The sequence below is a fragment of the Spartinivicinus ruber genome (assembly GCF_011009015.1).
Lineage (GTDB): Bacteria > Pseudomonadota > Gammaproteobacteria > Pseudomonadales > Zooshikellaceae > Spartinivicinus > Spartinivicinus ruber.
In genome coordinates, this window is record NZ_CP048878.1 from 2,466,776 (window position 1) to 2,486,846 (window position 20,071).

A 20,071-nucleotide genomic window follows, 5' to 3' on the forward strand; every position below is an offset into this window, starting at 1 on the left:
TAAGAGCAGTAGCGTTATTATGATAATGCTACTGACTTCTATCTATACAACTTTCTAGGTGCATTCAGCGCATTGGCTGTGTAAACTTGCGCTATTGGGGACTATAGTTAGTTGTACTGGCAAAGCAGAGTGTTTCTGGCTCACTCTATTTATATTCTAGGTGAGATTGTTCCGCTGCTCTTTAGCTAATCTAATATTGTCCCGCCACTGTATATAGAGTTACGTTTAGAGATTTAATGTTACATGCGGCTTAAATCAATCAAACTGGCAGGCTTTAAGTCTTTTGTTGATCCCACTAATGTCCCCTTACCCAGCAACATGTGTGGCGTTGTTGGGCCCAATGGTTGTGGCAAATCAAATATTATTGACGCCGTGCGTTGGGTAATGGGGGAGAGTTCCGCCAAAAACCTGCGCGGTGAGTCTATGACTGATGTTATCTTCAATGGCTCTAATGCACGAAAGCCTGTCGGTCAAGCGTCAGTTGAGTTGATATTCGATAACAATGATGGCTCACTGGTGGGAGAATACGCCAAATATAGTGAAATTTCGGTAAAGCGCCGCGTCACCCGCGATGGTAAAAACCAATATTTTCTCAATGGTACCAAATGTCGACGTAAAGATATTACGGATATTTTTCTTGGCACTGGGCTGGGGCCACGTAGTTATGCCATCATCAGCCAGGGTATTATCTCCAATCTAATTGAGTCAAAGCCCGAAGAGTTAAGGGTATTTATTGAAGAAGCGGCTGGTATTTCAAAATATAAGGAGCGTCGTCGGGAAACAGAAAACCGAATTCGCCGCACCACAGAAAACCTTGAACGACTCACTGACCTGCGTGAAGAGTTAGAGCGGCAATTGCATCACCTGCATCGCCAAGCGCAGGCTGCGGAAAAGTATAAAGCATTTAAAGAAGAAGAGCGGTTGAAAAAAGCGCAATTACAAGGGTTGCGCTGGCGAACAATCCATCAACAAGTGGAAGCAAAAAAACAACTAATTGGTGAACTGGAAGTTAAGTTAGAAGCAGAAGTTGCAGGGCAACGATCGCAAGACAGTGCAATTGAAAAACAACGTGAGTTGCATACCACATTAACAGACCAATTTAATGAAGTGCAGGGTCGCTACTATAGCATTGGTGCTGAAGTGGCTCGGATAGAGCAAAGCATTCAGCACGCTAAAGCCAGATTGGCAGAATTACAGCAGGACCTACAAGCCAACGAAAAAAACTTGCAAGAAGCCAATACTGACTTAGTCAATGATCAACAGTTGCAAGGTCAGTTAAAAGAAGAACTGGCAGAAATAACACCCGAGCTGGAATTATTGAGCGCTGCTGAAGAAGAGTCAGCAATTTCATTACAGTCCTCTGAAGAAGCCATGCAAAACTGGCAAAACAACTGGGACCAGTTTAATCAGCGTTCTGCAGAACCTAAGCGGAAAGCGGAAGTGGAGCAGTCTCGAATTCAACATTTGGAACAAGTCCTTAAACGGCTTCATGAGCGTATTCATCGCTTGGAAGAAGAGCAGCAAGGACTATCTGCTGGCCCTTTAGAGGAAGAGATTGCTTTATTGCAAGAACAGCAGTCAGAGTTTGAACTCAATGCTGAGGCCCATGCTGGCCAAATGGATGATGTCGCGCAGTCAATTGAGAGTTATCGTCAGCAAGAGCAGCAATTGGTCGAAGCGCTTGATCAGTTACGCAGTGAACTACAACAAGCCCGTGGTCGTTTTGCTTCTTTGGAAGCATTGCAACAGGCAGCCATGGGTGATAATGACGAGACTAACAGCTGGGTAGCTGAAGTGGGGCTAGCGGAGCAAACCAAGCTGGCAGAGCAACTGTCAGTGACACCTGGTTGGGAAACGGCGTTAGAAACAGTACTTGGTGACTGCTTGCAGGCAATCGTAGTTGATCAGTTAGCTGTTACCTCTGAGCAGCTGGCAACTTTGAAAGAAGGCACCGTTACCTTGCTAGAGCCCCAAAGTCAGCAGAATACAGTATTACTTAATGGTAAAACTCCTTTGTTGTCAGTGGTGAATGATCAGCGGCATGTTGCTTCAATGCTGTCAGGGATTTATTTAACGGAGACTTTACCGGAAGCGTTGGCCCAGCGGCATGAACTATCACCCCATGAGTCGGTGGTGTGTCGTGAAGGCGTTTGGGTAGGGCCAAACTGGTTGAGAGTGGCAAAAGGAGATAATGCTCAAGCGGGTATTTTAAAACGCAAACAAGAATTGGAAAACCTAGCTAATTCAATTGATCAGTTGGAAACCACTATTGCGGCTAATAACCAGCAGCTGACTGAAACTCAAGAACAGCATCGAACAGCAGAACTACAGCGGGACCAGTTGCAACATACTCTAGCAGAACTCAATCGGCAGCAAGGTGAGTGCAAGGCAGCTTTAAGTGGAAAACAAGTTAAAGTTGAGCAAATCCTAGAGCGGCGCACTCGTGTGCTGCAAGAGTTAGAAGAGCTGGCGAGTCAGCAACATCATGAGCAGCAAAATATCAGTGAAGCACGACTGTTGTTACAAGAAGCACTGGATTTGATGGCGGATGATGAAGGACAACGAGAGCAGCTTTTAGCCAGTAGGGATGAAATAAGAGCCGCGTTAGATCAGGCTCGTCAGCAAGCCCGTTATGATAAAGATAAATCTCATCAACTAGCATTACGTCAGCAATCATTAACAACCCAGTTACAGTCTATTGAACAAGGACTAAATCGTTTAACCAGTCAGGTGGCACGCTTTACTGAACAGCAGAGTCAGTTAAAAGAGACCGTAGCGCAAACTGAGTTACCGTTGGCTGAATGGGATATGGAACTTGAAACGCAGTTAGAGCGTCGAATTCAAGTTGAAGATGAATTAGCCAACGCCCGTCGTGAATTAGAAACCGTTGACCATGAAATACGACAGTATGAGAAATTACGTAGTGGTGCAGAGCAACAGGCAACTAAAATCCGTTCAGCACTTGAGCAACAAAGAATTGATTGGCAAGGTTTAACGGTAAGGTTAAACACTTTACAGGAACAGTTACAGGCAGAGCAGTTTGATTTAGAGCAAGTAATCGCTGAGTTACCAGAAGATGCAGATGAAAATGTTTGGACAGATGCGCTGGAAAAAATTGCTAATAAAATTCAGCGGCTGGGTGCGATTAACTTGGCAGCAATTGAAGAATATGAAGTGCAATCAGAGCGTAAGCGTTATTTAGATGCACAAAATGAAGACTTGCAAGAGGCGCTTAATACACTTGAGGATGCTATCAGAAAAATTGATAAAGAAACCCGTAACCGATTTAAAAGTACCTTCGATAAGGTTAATAGTGGTTTACAAACCCTTTTCCCCAAAGTATTTGGCGGGGGAAGCGCCTATTTGGAGTTAACAGGCGAAGATTTATTAGACACAGGTGTGGCAATTATGGCCAGACCACCGGGCAAGAAAAATAGCACTATTCATTTATTATCGGGTGGTGAAAAAGCATTAACAGCAATTGCGTTAGTGTTTTCCATTTTTCAGTTAAATCCGGCACCGTTTTGTATGTTAGATGAAGTTGATGCTCCCTTAGATGATGCAAATGTGGGACGTTATGCTCGGATGGTGACTGAAATGTCTAAGTCAGTACAGTTTATTTATATTACTCATAATAAAATAGCGATGGAAGCAGCCAGTCATTTAATGGGGGTTACCATGCAAGAGCCTGGGGTGTCCCGATTAGTGGCTGTGGATGTTGAAGCAGCGGCTGCACTGGCTGCTCTCTAAAATATTATAATGCTAGGTAAATATAGCCCGGAGGATTATAGCCGTGGCGTGGGATCAAAATTTTTATGACTAAAAAGTGGTTAAATATTGCACGGCTTGAAAAATATGCACCATAATTGTTGTAAGACGTAAGAAGCATTGTCGCTATAGATTGTCGCTGTAAATTGTCGCATAGCAATCAAGCCACAACAAAAAGCGCAAATTAAAGTCTGTTGTAACAGCTCAAACGCTTCTGGCCCAGCTCGCAATCAGGTATTGCGTTAGCACTTGAAGGAAATACCCAAAGCAAAGGGTATATGTTTGAAGTCATTACAATAGCCTAATAAGTAATAAGGTTGACAAACACAATGGATATCGGGTTACGAGAATCGTTAATTATTATCGGCATGATAGTGATAGCCGGTATTTTATTTGATGGTTATCGTCGGATGAAAGTTAACCGGCGTCGAGCTAGAGATTTATCTTTAGGGATGGGCGCTGGGTTACAGAATGATGCTGATGACTTCAATAACGAGCTACCCAATGGAGGTGCGCGTGTAGTTGCACAAACTAGCGAACAAAAGATTCTGGAGGATGCAGTGGCATTGGCTGACGATGAGCCAATAGCACCAGAGCCACCACTCATTAATACCCCAGTGGTTATGGAGAAAACAGAAAAAGTTACGCCGCTACAGCAATACAAATCAGCGAAGGCAACTACAAAAAATAAGCTAGTAAACAGCAATCCAACCAACCATAAGACTGTCCTAGAAGATGAGGGTGATGATGTGTTGGTCGCAGATAAAGAAGATCATTATACAACAGGCGTAGTTAAGCCGACTGCTCGGGTAACCAATAAAGCAACGGGTCAGCAACCTAAAAATACTAGTAAGCAAAAGGTTACTAAAAGCCCGCCAGTTAAACCGGTAAAAAAAGACCCTGTATCTACTGAGCACAGGCAAACTAGTAAGCCGGTAGAAGAAGTGATCATAATTAATATTGTGGCTAAAACCCCCGAAGGGTTTGATGGCACTGAATTACTACATGCATTATTAGCCAATGGTCTTAAGTTCGGTGAAATGCAAATCTTTCATCGTCATGAACAACCAGATGGTACTGGCAGTGTGTTATTTAGTGCAGCCAATGGGGTAGAGCCAGGTTATTTTGAACTTACTTCCATGGAGCAACTGAAAACAACTGTAGTGAGTCTGTTTATGAGTTTGCCTGGTCCTCCTGAGCCCATGAAAGCGTTTGAAGAAATGGCCATGGCTGCCTACTATTTAGCACGGTCTTTGCAGGGAGAGTTAAAAGATGAGCAGCATAGTGTGATGACTCAGCAAACGTTGGAGCATTTCCGCCAACGAATTATGGATTATGAGCGTCGTGATTTAGTTAGAAAACAATCGTTTCAGTAAGCCTTTTCGCGTTTTTTAATTCTTGTTATATGATTTCAGGCCTGCTATTGCAGGCCTGAAATTTTTTAGCTGATTGTTGGGGAAATGAATGTCAGCATCTAATGCAGTTAAACAACAAGTTGAGCAGTTAAGAAACACCATTAATGAGCATAATTATCATTATTATGTTAAAGATGACCCGATTGTTAGTGATGTTGAATATGATCGCTTACTTCGTGAGCTACAACGTTTAGAGCATCAGTACCCTGAATTAATTACTCCTACATCACCTACTCAACGGGTAGGAGCAGCACCTCTAGCAGGGTTCAGTGAGGTGGTACATGAACTCCCAATGTTGTCTTTAGACAATGCGTTTGATGAACAAGAATTAAAAGACTTCGAGCGCCGTATACAAGAGCGACTTAAAACTGATCAATCTATTGAGTACACCTGTGAACCCAAGCTAGATGGTATTGCTGTCAGCTTACTCTATGAAAAGGGAATGTTAGTTAGAGCGGCTACGAGAGGTGATGGTTATACGGGCGAAGATATTACCCTTAATATTCGCACGATTCCTTCCATACCTTTGCAGCTGATGGGAGATCAAATTCCTCCTCGGATTGAAGTGCGTGGTGAAGTGTACATGCCAAAAGCAGGGTTTGAAGCCTTAAATACAAAAGCAGCAGAAAAAGGTGAAAAAACCTTTGTTAATCCTCGTAATGCAGCAGCGGGTAGCCTACGACAGTTGGATTCTACTATTACTGCGAGCCGTCCCCTGGAGATGTGTTGCTATGGTGTGGGAATTATAGAAGGATGGGAATTGCCAGAAAAACACAGCGAGGTATTGGCATTGTTGGGTAAGTGGGGCTTTAAACTAAACCCAGAAATTAAAGTGGTGGAGGGTGCAATAAACGCTCAGGGTTATTACATCCAACTTGAGCAAAAAAGAGCGCAACTGTCGTATGAGATAGACGGTATTGTGTATAAAGTTAACTCACTTGCTCTGCAGCAGCAATTAGGCTTTGTTGCTCGAGCACCTCGTTGGGCGGTTGCCTATAAATTTCCAGCCCAAGAAGAAAGTACTGTATTGGAAAAGGTTGAGTTTCAAGTAGGACGAACGGGCGCGATTACGCCTGTTGCACGATTACAGCCTGTATTTGTGGGTGGCGTTACTGTCACCAATGCCACACTACATAACATGGATGAAGTGGCAAGACTGGATGTACGGCCTGGTGATACTGTGATTGTACGTCGCGCGGGTGATGTTATTCCTCAGGTGGTAAAAGTGATTATTGAGAAAAGGGTAGCTAATGCCCAGCCTGTTTCACTACCTGATCATTGCCCTGTTTGTGACTCATTAATAGAGCGGGTGGAAGGTGAAGCAGTTGCTCGTTGTAGTGGCGGTTTAATTTGCGCTGCACAACGTAAAGAAGCGATCAAACATTTTGCCAGTCGTCGAGCCATGGATATAGATGGGCTAGGTGAAAAACTAGTTGAACAGCTAGTTGATCAAGAGTTAATTAAGGATGTAGCTGACTTATTTAAACTCACTGCTGAAACAGTAGCTAAATTGGAAAGAATGGGGCCAAAGTCAGCGGAAAATTTAATTAATGCATTAGTTAAAGCTAAGCATACGACATTTGCTCGATTTATTTATGCGCTGGGTATTCGAGAGGTAGGAGAGGCAACAGCCCAGCAATTAGCCAATTACTTTGGTGATTTAACTGCTTTACAACAGGCAGATGAAGAGAGCTTACAACAGGTGCCGGATGTTGGTCCCATTGTAGCAAAACATATCGCGGTATTTTTTAGTGAGCCGCATAATTTAGCAGTTATTGATCGCTTGCTTGCCTATGGAGTCCAGTGGCCAACAGTTGAAGTCGCTCAAGTGGAAGAAAAACCTCTAGCAGGTAATACTTATGTGTTAACGGGGGCTTTATCACAAATGCCTCGTGACCAGGCTAAGCAAAAATTACAAGCCTTGGGAGCAAAAGTAGCAGGTTCAGTGTCAAATAAGACAACTGCCGTCATTGCCGGCGAAAAGGCTGGCTCAAAGTTAGCCAAAGCTGAGGCCTTGGGCGTAGAAGTATTAACTGAGGAACAACTATTAACCTTGTTGGAGCAGTACTATTCTGGCGAAAGTTAACCATTATTATTATCGCTGTTTACGCTTACCTTTTAGTTGGAAACGTTTAGTTGCAACCTCAGGTAAGCCGATGATTGGGTTAATATTGAGCATCACTCTGTTTTTAGCAGGTTGTGCTCATACCCCGCCCCCTGGAGATCCTCATGATATTTGTAATATATTCCAAGAAAAAGAGGACTGGTATCACGCTGCCAAGAAGAGTAACGACCGGTGGGGGACCCCTATCCCAGTGATGATGTCCATCATGTATCATGAGTCTAACTATGTAGCGAATGCCCGCCCACCTCGGCGTTGGTACTGGGGATTTATTCCTGGGCCGCGAATTTCAACTGCCTATGGCTATGCTCAGGCATTGGATGGGGTTTGGGACGATTACCGCACCGAAGTAGGGGCCTGGGGGGATCGTGATGAGTTTGAGGATGCGGTGGACTTTATTGGTTGGTACACCAATAAGTCATTACGCATTAATAGGGTAAAGCTGACGGATTCTCGTAATCAGTACCTGAATTACCATGAAGGTTGGGGAGGTTATCAGCGCCGCACGTATCGCCGTAAGCCATGGTTGATGGGGGTGGCGAAACGTGTTGAAAAGAAAGCTAGGTTGTATCGTTATCAGCTAAAAAAGTGTGAAGAAGAGTTGAATAAACCCAGCTTTTGGCAATGGCTATTTGGCTAATTAAGTCTCACTCTTTTCAAAAAATTGCTGGCATGTGAACAAGCCCCTACCTAAATACTTCTCTCAATGATTAGTTAGTAGCATAATTTGGCAATGGATTTAGCAGCTGTTAATTTAGACGGGTCTGTTGGCGTGTGGAAGTCTATAAAAAGCGATTAATAAAAGCGCTTAAATATAAAGTAGCACGAAAGCAGTCTTCAGCAGATTCTGTTGATGTATATAAGTGCTCGAAACAGTTACTTGCTTCAGGGAGTGAAGGACCTTACCTGAAAGCAATTATCAGTCGACACCAATTGAATAAAAAAGTAGATTATCAGCGAATCCATACTAACTAACTGATAGTGTTGATTTTTTTTACGCTATAATACGGCATTTGTCGGTCTTTTCAGGAAGGAGTATCACTTGGACCGTGAATCAATTGTATATGGTTGTATTAAAGACTTACCTTTTGGTAATGAGACGGAAGTTTTAAAGCGTAGATATCATAATTTACGCACAATACACTCATTGCCAGGAGGAGATGAATGGCCTTTTTTATCTCGTGATTTTTTTGCTGTTTCAGGTGGCCAGCCTGAGCAAGGTACTTACATAACGCAAATAATCCATTTTGGAGCTTCTTATTGTGCTGTAGAGTGTGATTGGGAGCAGTGGATCAAAAAGTTTGAAGCAATTCTCAAACGGATGTACTGGAATTCTGCAACGGTTCACCTAGAAACTGAGCTTGCAGGTACCCATACCTTTAGCTGGTTTGCTGAGAAAAATTACCACTCACCTGGAGAGGATTTAAAAGTACGCTGTGAGTGGCAACATGATGGTTTGTTAAAAACGAAACAGCACGCTTAATGTATTTTATTTAAGTTCAACAGCAGACTCATTGTTTTTACATGAGGGCTAAAAACAATCTTTAAAACGATAATATAACATACCTAAGGCCAGAATCGGGGACCGGAGTAAGGGGCCACCAGGAAACGTAATATGTTTGATTTTGGCAAAGACATCAAATCGCTCAAGCTGGCCACTAATCGCTTCTGCAATTAAACGTCCCATCATATGAGTAGCATTTAGACCATGGCCAGAATAGGCCTGTGCATAATAAATATTCTGGTCAAGAGTGCCCAACTGAGGCATTCGGTTAGCACCAATGCCAATATAACCTCCCCACTGATAATCAATGCTTACCTCTGATAGTTGAGGAAAAACCTTAAGCATATTGGGGCGCAATGCTTGGATAATGTTGTGTGGGTGTTGGCCAGAGTAATGACATAATCCTCCAAATAGCAGCCGTTTATCAGCAGATAAACGAAAATAATCGAGCGCTACTCGTTGATCACTGACGGCCATATCTTGCGGTAACAATTGCTGAGCAAGGCTCGCAGGCAATGGCTCTGAGGCGATGATATAGCTACCTGCGGGGAGTACTTTGCCTGCCAATTGTGGTAATAACTGCCCTAAATAAGCATTGCAACCAACCACCACGGATTTGGCCTGAATTTGCCCATAAGGGGTTTTTACTGTCGGCTTTACGCCTGGCTCAATAGCTGTCACTGGGCTTTTCTCATAGATTTCAACTCCGAGCTGGTGTGCTGCTTTAGCTTCACCTAAGCAAAGGTTGAGTGGGTGGAGATGGCCACTCCCTATATCTACAAGACCGCCTAGGTAGCAATTAGTATTGATAACGCTTTTGAGGTCAGCTTTACCGATCCATTGGAGTGGGGCTGAGTAACCGTGTTTGATAGATTCTTGATAATAATCAGCTAGTTGGCGAAGATGTCTGGGTTTGGTGGCTGCATCAAAATAGCCCCACTTCAAATCACAATCGATTTGGTATTTGCTGACACGTTGTTTAATTATTTCAACCCCTTCAGTACCCATTTGCCAAATGGCATCAATCCCCGCTTGGCCAATAATTGGGCGGAAAGGTTCTGTACCATGGCCAATGCCTCTGATCAGTTGCCCACCATTGCGGCCTGAAGCTCCCCAGCCAATCTTATGGGCTTCCAATAAGCAAACCTGGTAATTGCGCTCAGCTAATTCCAGTGCGGCGGCAACCCCAGTAAACCCCCCACCAACAATACAGATATCAACTGTTTTATTACCCGCTAAGCGGGGATAGTTGGAGTGTTGGTTAGCCGTTGCTGCATAATAAGATTGAGGGTAGCTTTCGCTGTGAACAGTATCGTGATACCTCATAAGCTGTATTCTTTTAATTGTTAACGCTTACGTTGAATTAAATCCTTCACCAAAAAACGGCTGGGGTGAAGGGCCGTCAGGAGTTCATGACTAACTGGCATCGGTTCACCAGTTAAGTAACAAGCAATCATTTCCCCTGCAAGTGGTGCTGAAATTAAGCCTCTGGAGCCATGCCCAGTGTTAACAAATAATCCTGGTTGAAAAGGGGCTGGTTTGGTAAATAGTTGTCGAGCATTTTTCCGCAAATCGCTGAATGTTTCAATAAAAGCTTGCTGATCAACAAGAGGGCCTACCACCGGTAAGAAGTCAGGTGTTGTACAACGGAAGCCGACTCGTCCTGCTGAAAAACCTGTAGGCTGGTTTTGCTGACAGGCTTGGAAACAGTCGGGTGCTAGTTGCTGTAAACGATTGAAATTGGTTTGATGGTCTTCTGTAGTTAATTCGACAGATGACGTATGATGGTTAAATGTTGCTCCAACTAAATGTTGTCCTGAAAATGCTGGAGCTAAATAACCATCGCCACAAATGACCGTATTCAGTTGTTGGCTGACCGGGTTGGTTGGAAAATAACTGGTTTGGCCACGAATAGCAGTCAGCTTTAAATAGTCACTGACCTGTAGTTGATTGCTCAATGTGCCTCCGGCAATCACTACAACGGGGGCTTGCCACTGTCGTTGTTGGTGATCTGTTAAACACCATTGTCGCTCAGTGGTTTGCCACTGAATATCAACCACCTGAGCTTGAGGAATAAATTCTATACCGGGCTGTTGCAAAATACGGGTACACATCAGCTTAGGTGAAACCCAACCCGCCTCAGGAAAAAACAGCCCAGAGTACTTCACTTTAGTGCCTGCCAGTTGAGTCAAAGTATCAGCAGTTGCTGCTTGTACCATACTTTCTGGGTATAAGCCGCTATTAATAATGACCTGCTGCCGCTCAGTTTCTTTATCATTAAAAGCTAGTTGAATCACCCCACAGGCAGACCAAAAAGTGTGCTGAGGTAAGTGCTTCTGAAGGGTCTTTATCCATTGCAAGCTGAAGCGATAACCTTGTCCTACTAACTGGTTTAATGACGTTTGATGGGCAGAAAGCTTGGCATAAAGCACCCCTTGGGGGTTGCCAGATGCAGCTTCAGCGGGGACCGCTTGTTGATCCAAAACGGTAACAGAATACCCCCGTTGGCGTAAGGCTTCAGCCGTACAAGCCCCTGCCAAACCAGACCCAATCACTAATACCTGCTTGGCAAATGATGATGGCTGGTTTGCGACTAATGCTTTGGGACGATCATACCAAGGTGATTTGACGGCAGGTAGAGTAGGCTGTTCTTGCACACCACATAGCATATCTCGCTTACTGCCAAACCCCCTCACTTTATTTACGGTAAAGCCTGCCGCTTTTAAGCCCCGACGCACGATACCAGCTGCAGTAAAGGTACTGAAGGTGGTTCCGACTGCACTTTTAGCAGACATGGTTTCAAATAAAGTGGTTTGCCAGAGAGAAGGATTCTTGGCTGGAGCAAAACCATCCAAAAACCAGGCATCAACAATGCCATCGAGTTGGGGGAGATACTCATTGGCATCACCAATTAATAAAGTGAGCACAATTTTTCCTGAAGCAAACTGGAAGCGATAAAACCCAGGGCCAAGCTCTTGGTATTGGTTTAGCAATTCTTTTGCAAAAGGGGCCAACTCTGGCCATAAGATCAGTGCTTGGGTCATATCCTGTTTATTGAGAGGAAATTGCTCACAGGAAATATAGTGCAGTTGTGCTGTAGCTGGCGCGTACTGCTGCCATAGCTGCCAGGCGCAAAGAAAATTTAAGCCGGTACCAAAGCCTGTTTCGGCAATGGTAAAAAAATGGTTTTTAAGGTTTTGCCAGCGCTCTGCTAACTGGTTATGGGCAAGAAACACATAGCGGGTTTCTGCTAGACCATTGGTTTTCGAAAAATAAACATCATCAAATGCTGTGGCGATAGGTAGCCCTTGTGAATCCCAGGAGAGAGTTGCTTGAGGTGGTTGTTGAGAAGACATAGCCCTACTAAATTTTTGATACTGATTTTGACGGCATTGTAACGAGTTACCCTGGAACTTACGAGTAACCAGCATAGAGGCAGACTCTAAGCTAAAGTTATTTACAAGCATTTCCAAAACGTAGTTGTTTTATTAAGGGGGTTGGCGTGCTGGAAGAGCTGCCGAGCTTTATTGTCAACCTGATTGTTATTCAAGGGGTAGTTTGCCTTTGTCATAGGCTTCGAAAAAACTTTACCCTAGCGCTGCTGTATGGAGCACTGATTATTTTCAGTGTGCTGGCCTGGCGTTACGGCTATGCAGATTTTCGTATCGTCAAAGAGCCAATGTCATTAATGTTGGTGGATATTACCGTGTACAGTGGCATGATCTTTGGCGTCATTTTGCTGTACCTGTACGAAGGGCCTTTTGCGGCGCGGGTGGCCATTGGTTTAATCATTACCAGTAGTTTGGTGCCACTGATTAATCTTGGTCTTGCCTCACTCAATACCAGCCTGGTTGCGGATGGTTCTCCAATGCACATTCGCTCTATGGTACTGCCTTCCTTGGTGAGTGCGGCCATCTCAATGTTAATGTTGGTATCAATGGCGATTTTATGGGAAATCCTGGTTTGGTTAATGCCTGGGATTTCAGCCACCCTCCGGCTTGGAATCACCATGTTGTTGATTTTGCTGGTTGATTCAGTATTACGCCATAACTTGGCAGAACTCAGTTATTTAGCAGGACAAGACTTACTGGCCTATGCCTGGTTAGCCAGTGGGGTAGCCACGTTAATGGCCTGTATGTGGATGGCAATTGGTTTGCGAGTTGAACCTTTACCGGATTTGTCTGAGTGGCGAAAGCCCATCTTTTCGATTTTTAGAAATTTAAAAGAGCTTCAGCAGGAATTGCTCGAAACCCAAAAAGCATTGGAATTATTACAAAACCCCGAAAAAGCAGCAGAGGAAGGCGCCACTGATGTGTTGATGCCTGGCATAGGGGAGTGGCGGGGGCATGAGTTGTTAGATAACCCCTCCATTCAAGTATTTTCTCTGGATATGGATTTTAAATATACCTTTTTTAATGAAACTCATTTTGAGCTGATGAAACGGTATACCAAAACTGAAATTAAAATAGGAATAGAATATTTACCTGTTGCGGTAGAGTTTTCTAGCGAGGATGAGGGGATTCGCTTTTTTAATCAGATTGTTCGGGGTGAAACAGTACAGGTTGAGCGCCGTTATGAATTACCTGATCAAGAAGCAGAAGTATTTGATTTTCGATATACCCCTATGTTGAGCAGTGATGGTTTTATTAATGGGGTGACAGCATTTGCTGTCAATATAACTGAGCAGCATCGAGCGATTGGTAAACTAGTGCGTTCTGAGCAGCGCTGGCAGCTGGCTTTAGAGGGTAGCCAAGATGGTATATGGGACTGGGAAATACATGAAGGGATATTATTTTACTCCCCACGCTGGTACGAGATGTTGGGTTACAGCCAGGAAAATATGATTTTAAATGGCGAAGAGTGGTTAAGTTTAATTCACCCTGAAGATCGTGAGCGAACCATTAAAGAATGCCAGGCACATACCTGTGAAGACAGTGAGTTTTATTTAAGTGAACACCGTAAAAAACACCGAGATGGTCATTATATTTGGGTGTTGGAACGGGGCAAAGCGCAGTTTGACCGTAATAAAAAGCCGATTCGTATGTTGGGAACTCTGACAGACATTACCCGGCGTAAGGAGGCGGAAGAACGCTTAAAACGCAGTGAAGAACAATTACGTTATGCATTTGAAGTAGCAGATGAAGGTATTTGGGATTATGACCTGGTTACCCAAAGTATTTTTTATAGTCCACAATATATTGCCATGTTGGGTTATGCCAGCACCGAATTTGAAAATGATCCTCAGGCTTGGCTGCAATATGTTCACCCGGATGACTTACCAAAAGCCAAAGCCTTTATTAGCGACCATATTTGTCGGCATGGTGAGTATGAAGATCAGTTTCGGATGTATCGCAGTAATGGTGAATTAATTCATGTCTTATCCCGTGGCAAAGTGGTGGATATTGATGTAGAAGGCAACCCCCGTCGTGTGATTGGCATTCATAAAGATATTTCTGAGCGGGTTCGGCGGATGGAGCAAATTGAAAACCTGGCTTTTTATGATTCACTTACCAACTTGCCGAATCGTCGTTTATTGATGGAGCGGGCTAGGCAAAGTTTAGCGATGGCTAAGCGTCAGAATAAGAGTATGGGTGTTATGGTCATTGACTTGGATAAATTTAAACAAGTTAATGATACTCTTGGCCATGATGTGGGGGATGCGGTACTCATTGAAATTGGCCAACGGGTAAAGGCTAGTTTAAGGGAAGTAGATACCTTGTGTCGTCAAGGTGGCGATGAGTTTTCGATTATTTTGCCTGAATGTAATTCGTTAACTGCTTTGCAATTAGCAAATCGAATTCGCGAGGCTCTTGATGAACCCTGCCATATTAATGAACACCCAATTGAGTTAGGCGCTAGTATTGGTATTGCTTGTTATCCAGAAGATGGTGATAACTTAAGCGAGCTATTTAAAAATGCTGATATTGCAATGTATCAAGCTAAACATAAAGGACTGCATGTATCGCTATTCAAGGAAGAACAGGCTGAGGTTATGCAGCGGCGGGTGAAACTGGAAAAAGATTTACAAAAAGCCATTGGCTCACCACAAATGTATCTGACATTTCAGCCCCGAACCAATTTAATAACTGGGCAATATACTAGTGTTGAAGTGTTAACTCGCTGGACTCACCCAGAGTTTGGTGAAGTGATGCCATTGGAATTTATTCCTATCGCAGAAAATTCTGGGTTAATTCATAGTCTGGGGCGCTGGGTGGTGACTGAAGCTTGTAGGCAGTCTCAGGAATGGAAAGCAGCAGGACTACCTGTCAAAATAGCGGTAAATGTTTCAGAGACTGAGTTGCAAAATAATCAGCTGCATAAGTTTATTCAGCAGGTTTTGTCTGAATATGGGTTGAGTGGTAGTGACTTGGAAATTGAATTAACTGAATCTGCCGTGATGAAAAATGTGGAGAAAAATAGTGTATTACTCCATCACTTTAAAGATATCGGCGTAGGCGTAGCCATTGATGATTTTGGTACTGGTTATTCATCGTTAAGTTATTTAAACCGATTGCCCATTAGTTGTGTAAAAATCGATAAGCAATTTATCCATCAAATCTCTACAGTTGGTGGTCATGAAGTAGATCAAGCAGGTATTGTTAGAGCTATTATTAATCTGGCGAAAAGTATGGGCATTCGCACTGTCGCGGAAGGAGTTGAAACCCTTGAACAACAGCAGTTTCTACAACAGCAGTTGTGTGATGAAGCTCAAGGATATTTATTTTGTGGCCCCGTCAGCCCTGATGAAATCGTCAGGCAGTTTACCCAAAATCGGGGAGAGAATGGCGAGGAAATGAAATTCTCTATTTAGGGCGTCGCTAAAAATTACTCTTTTTAGAGACGCCTACAGTCGTTATTTATCTAATAAAATAGAGTCAAGTGCTAATTCAATCATTTGCTTAAAGCTGGTTTGGCGTTCTTCAGCACTGAGTTTTTCATTGCGGGTAATATGGTCACTGACGGTAAAAATCGCCAGGGCATGAGCGCCGTATTCCGCAGCTACTCCATATAATCCGGCTGCTTCCATTTCAACGGCTAATACCTGGTATTTTGCCATTAGTTCAAATAGTTGTTGGTCAGGGGTATAAAATAGATCTGATGAAAATACATTACCCACGCGCACGGGTAATTGTTTTTGTTGAGCCGCTGTAACGGCATTGGCTAATAATTGATAATCGGCAATGGCTGCAAAGTCGTAGTCATTGAAGCGAATCCGGTTGACTTTAGAATCGGTGCTGGCACCCATACCAATAATAATATCTTGCAGTTTAATACTATCATCAACTGCACCACAGCTACCCACACGAATAATTTTTTTAACGTTATAGTCGGTAATTAATTCTTTCGCATAAATTGACATGGAGGGAATGCCCATACCTGAGCCCATTACCGAAATACGACAGCCTTGGTAGGTGCCGGTGTAGCCAAACATATTGCGTACTTCAGTTATGCACTTAGCATCGGTTAGGAAGGTTTCGGCAATAAATTTAGCTCTTAATGGGTCGCCTGGCATTAATACTGTTTCGGCAAAATCACCTGGGGCTGCACTGATATGAGGAGTAGCCATTATTTTTGCTCCTGTTCGGACTTATAAAAATGTGATGAATTATTGTAAAAATGAAGTGCCGTATTCCATCGGGGTTAAATTGAAATAACGGGCGAGGCTTTGGCCTATGTCTGCAAAGGTTTCCCGTTGACCCAAATCTTGAGCGGGAATGGACTGACCATAAACTAATACAGGGATATGCTCACGGGTGTGGTCAGAGCCTGGCCAGCTAGGGTCACAACCATGGTCGGCAGTTATGATCAGAATATCCTCTGCTTGCATCTTATTCAGTAACTCTGGCAGTCGCTGATCAAAATACTCTAAGGCACAGGCATAGCCATTTATGTCACGGCGGTGGCCGTAGGATGAATCAAAATCAACAAAATTAGTGAAAATAATGCTGTTGTTGCCTGTGTTATCCATCTCTGCCAGGGTGGCATCAAATAAAGCATCCAAGCCAGTGGCTTTGACTTTTTGGGTAATACCCTGATGAGCGTAAATATCAGCAATTTTACCGATACTGATGACTTCTCCTCCAGCAGTTGCCAGTTTATCCAGCACAGTTGGGGCAGGGGGAGGTACAGCATAATCACGGCGGTTGCCGGTACGGTTATAATTATCTGGATGATCACCAACGAAGGGACGAGCAATTACCCGACCAATGTTGTATTCATTACAAAGCTCACGGGCAATTTCACACAGCTCATAAAGCCTTTCTAAGCCAAAGCTTTCTTCATGACAGGCAATTTGAAAAACACTATCGGCTGACGTGTACACAATAGGCTTACCCATTTTGATATGTTCTTCACCTAGCTGCTGAATAATTGTGGTGCCCGAGGCATGACAGTTACCCAATACGCCAGGTAATTTGCCTCGCTCAATTAGTTTTTCCAGCAGCTCTGGTGGAAAGCTTTGTTGCTGCGCCGAAAAATATCCCCAGTCGAATAACACTGGTACCCCGGCAATTTCCCAGTGACCACTGGGAGTATCTTTGCCACTACTCAGTTCTTTGGCATGGCCGTATGCACCAATTAATTCAATATTCGTTTCTACGCCCAGGGGAAATTGGCCAGTGCTTCCTTTTGCGGCATGCATCAGCCCTAGCTTGGATAAATTGGGGAGGGAGAGGGGACCGTTGCGACCATCGCTTGCTGAACCGTTAGCGCAGGCCTCTGCGATATGGCCTAGGGTGTCTGCACCTATATCGCCAAACTTCTCCGCATCGGCTGTCGCGCCAATACCAAAGGAATCCAGGACTAAAATCAAGGCTCGTTTCATAAGGGTTTCTCTTGGCAGCTTGCTAAGTCAATTCGCTCATAGACGCAAGGCATTTTCTCTGGTGTTTCAGCCGACCAGGCCAAGTTGGCTAAAACATGTTCGGCAGCTGCTTGCCAGTCGGTTTCGCTTTGGGCATGAATTGTCATTAAAGGCTGGCCTTTGTCAACCTTTGTGCCTAACGTCACGATATCAGATAAGCCCACCTGATAATCAATAGTATCGGACGCCCGTTGTCTGCCGCCACCCAGTTTGACCACAGCAATACCCAGCTCACGAGTATTCATCGTTGATATAGTACCCGCTTGTGGTGATAACACGGGTTTACTGACGGGTGCTAAGGGGAGGTAGCTCGCTGGCTTTTCCAGTAAATCAGTAGGGCCGCCCAGTGCACTGACCATTTCCGCAAATATTTCGGCAGCTTTGCCGCTTTCTAAGGCCAAGCTCAGCTTATCTCTGGCTGCTGGGATAGAATCTGCCAGTTTGCCCAACACCAGCAGCTCAGCACATAAATCCATGGTTACTTGGTGCAGCCGTGGGTTGCGATAACGCCCAGTTAAATAGTCAACCGTTTCTCTTACTTCAACAGCATTACCCGCGGTGCTGGCTAGTACTTGGTTCATATCAGTGAGTAGGGCGCTGGTGGCAACACCTGCCCCATTAGCTACTTGAACAATACTTTCTGCCAGCTCTTTAGATTTCTCGTAACTGGGCATAAAGGCACCTGAACCAACTTTTACATCCATCACCAGGGCATCCAGTCCCGCCGCTAGTTTTTTAGACAAGATTGAGCAGGTAATCATTGCAACGGATTCCACCGTTGCGGTGACATCCCTAATGCCATAGACCCGCTTATCGGCAGGAGCTAGGTTGGCTGTCTGACCAATAATGGCCACACCGACTTCCTTTACCACTTTTCTAAACAAGGGGTTGTCTGGGTGGGTGTTATAGCCTGGAATACTGTCTAGTTTATCCAATGTGCCGCCCGTGTGGCCTAAGCCTCGGCCTGAAATCATTGGGACATAACCGCCACAGGCGGCGATCATGGGTCCCAACATTAGGCTGACAACATCGCCAACGCCGCCAGTCGAGTGTTTGTCCAGAATGGGGCCGGGTAGCTGTAAATCATCCCAGTTCAGTACATCGCCAGAGTGTTGCATCGCTTGGGTAAATGCGACCCGCTCACTCATGGTTAAGTCATTAAAATAAATAGCCATCGCGAGCGCAGCAATTTGGCCTTCACTGACTTTGCCTGAGGTTATTCCCTCAACAAAAAATTGTATCTGTTCGTTACTCAACAAGTGGCCATCGCGCTTTTGGCGAATAATTTCTTGAGGTAGATACATCCTACACCTCCTATTGGTTTTATAGCCTTCTTGAGTGGTTACACCCTTGAAAGGAGTAACCTGAAGGATATTTAAATTAACATTTTTAATTGTGTTATCGTTTGCAGGTTATTTACCTAGTAGCCAGTACTTGTTGTATGGGTTTCCTTTTGGTGGCCTAAGGTGGTTAATAGGTTGGCTAACAAGCTGCTGGCACCAAAGCGAAAATGACTGGCATTAACCCAGTCGCTACCTAGGATATTTTTCGCAAGGGATAAAAACTCTGCGGCTTGCTCAGCATTGCGTACCCCACCTGCTGCTTTAAAACCGCAGTGACTGCCTGTGACTTTAATGGCATTGAGCATAATTTCTGCAGCTTCTATGGTCGCATTTACGGGCACTTTACCAGAGGAGGTTTTGATAAAATCAGCACCTGCTTGAATACTGATAAGGCTGGCTTTTTCAATTAACGCTGGATTTTTTAATTCACCACTTTCAATAATGACTTTTAATTTAGTTTTTTCACCACAAGCTTTTTTACAAGCAGCAACTAGCTCAGCGCCGACTTGCTCATTGCCTGCCATTAACGCACGGTAGGGGAATACGACATCCACTTCATCGGCACCGTCAGCGACAGCGGCACGGGTTTCTGCTTCCGCAGCGGCGATATTGTCACTTCCTGAAGGAAAATTTGTTACGGTTGCTACTAAGATATTGTCACACCCCATTTCTTTTAAAGTTTGTTTGGCAATAGGAACAAACTGGGGATAGACGCAAACGGCAGCGGTATCAGCAGCGGTGTTATGAGCTTGCTGACACAGCTGAATAATTTTCTCTACCGTATCATCATCGTTGAGGGAGGTCAGGTCCATTAATTGGATAGCTTGTTGAGCAGCTTGCGCTAAATTGGTCATATATTGTTACTCTTATGGCGTTTGCAGTCGTAATGTCTCTGGCAAAGCGTTGGTAGCTCTCTGTGTAATCAAAAAGTTGTCCAATCGGTCTAGTTTTTTCTTATGCCTTTTCCTGAGCACTAAATCAAGTGAAATTAGTAAATAATTTGGAGAAACTTGATAAAAAAACAAAGGGGCTACTGAAAAGCCCCTTGTTATTGAG

The 20,071-nt window shown here is 44.1% G+C and carries 13 protein-coding genes; 7 read left to right on the top strand and 6 right to left on the bottom strand.

Annotation, left to right across the window (positions count from 1 at the left end; translation table 11 throughout):
* The first annotated feature begins 243 nt into the window (after positions 1 to 243).
* From smc to G4Y78_RS11620, 6 genes are all read left to right on the top strand, one after another.
* Complete coding sequence (gene smc, locus G4Y78_RS11595) at positions 244 to 3,750, top strand: chromosome segregation protein SMC (RefSeq protein ID WP_163833175.1); 3,507 nt, start codon at positions 244 to 246, stop codon at positions 3,748 to 3,750.
* A gap of 347 nt (positions 3,751 to 4,097) precedes the next feature.
* Entirely contained in the window at positions 4,098 to 5,144 is a 1,047-nt protein-coding gene (gene zipA, locus G4Y78_RS11600) for a cell division protein ZipA (protein ID WP_163833176.1), read from the top strand.
* 88 nt (positions 5,145 to 5,232) lie between these two features.
* Positions 5,233 to 7,269, top strand: a complete 2,037-nt coding sequence (ligA, locus tag G4Y78_RS11605) for an NAD-dependent DNA ligase LigA (RefSeq protein WP_163833177.1) — start codon at positions 5,233 to 5,235, stop codon at positions 7,267 to 7,269.
* Between the two features lie 70 nt (positions 7,270 to 7,339).
* Positions 7,340 to 7,945, top strand: coding sequence for a transglycosylase SLT domain-containing protein (locus G4Y78_RS11610; protein ID WP_178124457.1), 606 nt, complete (start codon positions 7,340 to 7,342; stop codon positions 7,943 to 7,945).
* A gap of 134 nt (positions 7,946 to 8,079) precedes the next feature.
* A complete protein-coding gene (locus G4Y78_RS11615; protein WP_163833178.1) occupies positions 8,080 to 8,280 on the top strand; it encodes a hypothetical protein in 201 nt (66 codons plus the stop codon).
* A 67-nt stretch (positions 8,281 to 8,347) separates the two neighbouring features.
* Positions 8,348 to 8,788, top strand: a complete 441-nt coding sequence (locus tag G4Y78_RS11620) for a hypothetical protein (RefSeq protein WP_163833179.1) — start codon at positions 8,348 to 8,350, stop codon at positions 8,786 to 8,788.
* A gap of 48 nt (positions 8,789 to 8,836) precedes the next feature.
* Here G4Y78_RS11620 and G4Y78_RS11625 read toward each other — a convergent pair whose 3' ends face one another.
* Together G4Y78_RS11625 and mnmC are read right to left on the bottom strand one after the other, a co-directional pair.
* Entirely contained in the window at positions 8,837 to 10,135 is a 1,299-nt protein-coding gene (locus G4Y78_RS11625; RefSeq protein ID WP_163833180.1) for an NAD(P)/FAD-dependent oxidoreductase, read from the bottom strand.
* Positions 10,136 to 10,155: 20 nt separating this feature from the next.
* Positions 10,156 to 12,276 carry a bifunctional tRNA (5-methylaminomethyl-2-thiouridine)(34)-methyltransferase MnmD/FAD-dependent 5-carboxymethylaminomethyl-2-thiouridine(34) oxidoreductase MnmC gene (mnmC, locus tag G4Y78_RS11630; RefSeq protein WP_163833181.1) on the bottom strand — a complete coding sequence of 707 codons (2,121 nt, stop codon included), beginning with the start codon at positions 12,274 to 12,276 and terminating at the stop codon, positions 10,156 to 10,158.
* A gap of 35 nt (positions 12,277 to 12,311) precedes the next feature.
* Between mnmC and G4Y78_RS11635 the strand changes: the two genes are divergently transcribed.
* On the top strand, positions 12,312 to 15,620 hold the full coding sequence (locus G4Y78_RS11635) for an EAL domain-containing protein (RefSeq protein WP_163833182.1): 3,309 nt from the start codon (positions 12,312 to 12,314) through the stop codon (positions 15,618 to 15,620).
* 42 nt (positions 15,621 to 15,662) lie between these two features.
* Here the strand turns inward: G4Y78_RS11635 and deoD are convergent, their stop codons facing one another.
* The 4 genes from deoD to deoC form a co-directional block, all read right to left on the bottom strand.
* A complete protein-coding gene (gene deoD, locus G4Y78_RS11640) occupies positions 15,663 to 16,376 on the bottom strand; it encodes a purine-nucleoside phosphorylase (protein WP_163833183.1) in 714 nt (237 codons plus the stop codon).
* Between the two features lie 39 nt (positions 16,377 to 16,415).
* Positions 16,416 to 17,633, bottom strand: a complete 1,218-nt coding sequence (locus tag G4Y78_RS11645) for a phosphopentomutase (protein ID WP_163833184.1) — start codon at positions 17,631 to 17,633, stop codon at positions 16,416 to 16,418.
* On the bottom strand, positions 17,630 to 18,976 hold the full coding sequence (deoA, locus tag G4Y78_RS11650) for a thymidine phosphorylase (protein ID WP_163833185.1): 1,347 nt from the start codon (positions 18,974 to 18,976) through the stop codon (positions 17,630 to 17,632). The genes G4Y78_RS11645 and deoA overlap by 4 nt, the downstream gene beginning before the upstream one ends.
* Before the next feature lie 116 nt (positions 18,977 to 19,092).
* Positions 19,093 to 19,869: a deoxyribose-phosphate aldolase gene (gene deoC / locus G4Y78_RS11655; RefSeq protein WP_163833186.1), complete on the bottom strand. Its 777-nt coding sequence runs from the start codon at positions 19,867 to 19,869 to the stop codon at positions 19,093 to 19,095.
* Positions 19,870 to 20,071 lie beyond the last annotated feature (202 nt).

Bases quoted from the DNA above. Each gene is read 5' to 3' on its own strand.
- smc (WP_163833175.1), top strand. From the start codon at position 244: ATGCGGCTTAAATCAATCAAACTGGCAGGCTTTAAGTCTTTTGTTGAT.
- zipA (WP_163833176.1), top strand. From the start codon at position 4,098: ATGGATATCGGGTTACGAGAATCGTTAATTATTATCGGCATGATAGTG.
- ligA (WP_163833177.1), top strand. From the start codon at position 5,233: ATGTCAGCATCTAATGCAGTTAAACAACAAGTTGAGCAGTTAAGAAAC.
- G4Y78_RS11610 (WP_178124457.1), top strand. From the start codon at position 7,340: ATGATTGGGTTAATATTGAGCATCACTCTGTTTTTAGCAGGTTGTGCT.
- G4Y78_RS11625 (WP_163833180.1), bottom strand. From the start codon at position 10,135: ATGAGGTATCACGATACTGTTCACAGCGAAAGCTACCCTCAATCTTAT.
- mnmC (WP_163833181.1), bottom strand. From the start codon at position 12,276: ATGCTTGTAAATAACTTTAGCTTAGAGTCTGCCTCTATGCTGGTTACT.
- deoD (WP_163833183.1), bottom strand. From the start codon at position 16,376: ATGGCTACTCCTCATATCAGTGCAGCCCCAGGTGATTTTGCCGAAACA.
- G4Y78_RS11645 (WP_163833184.1), bottom strand. From the start codon at position 17,633: ATGAAACGAGCCTTGATTTTAGTCCTGGATTCCTTTGGTATTGGCGCG.
- deoA (WP_163833185.1), bottom strand. From the start codon at position 18,976: ATGTATCTACCTCAAGAAATTATTCGCCAAAAGCGCGATGGCCACTTG.
- deoC (WP_163833186.1), bottom strand. From the start codon at position 19,869: ATGACCAATTTAGCGCAAGCTGCTCAACAAGCTATCCAATTAATGGAC.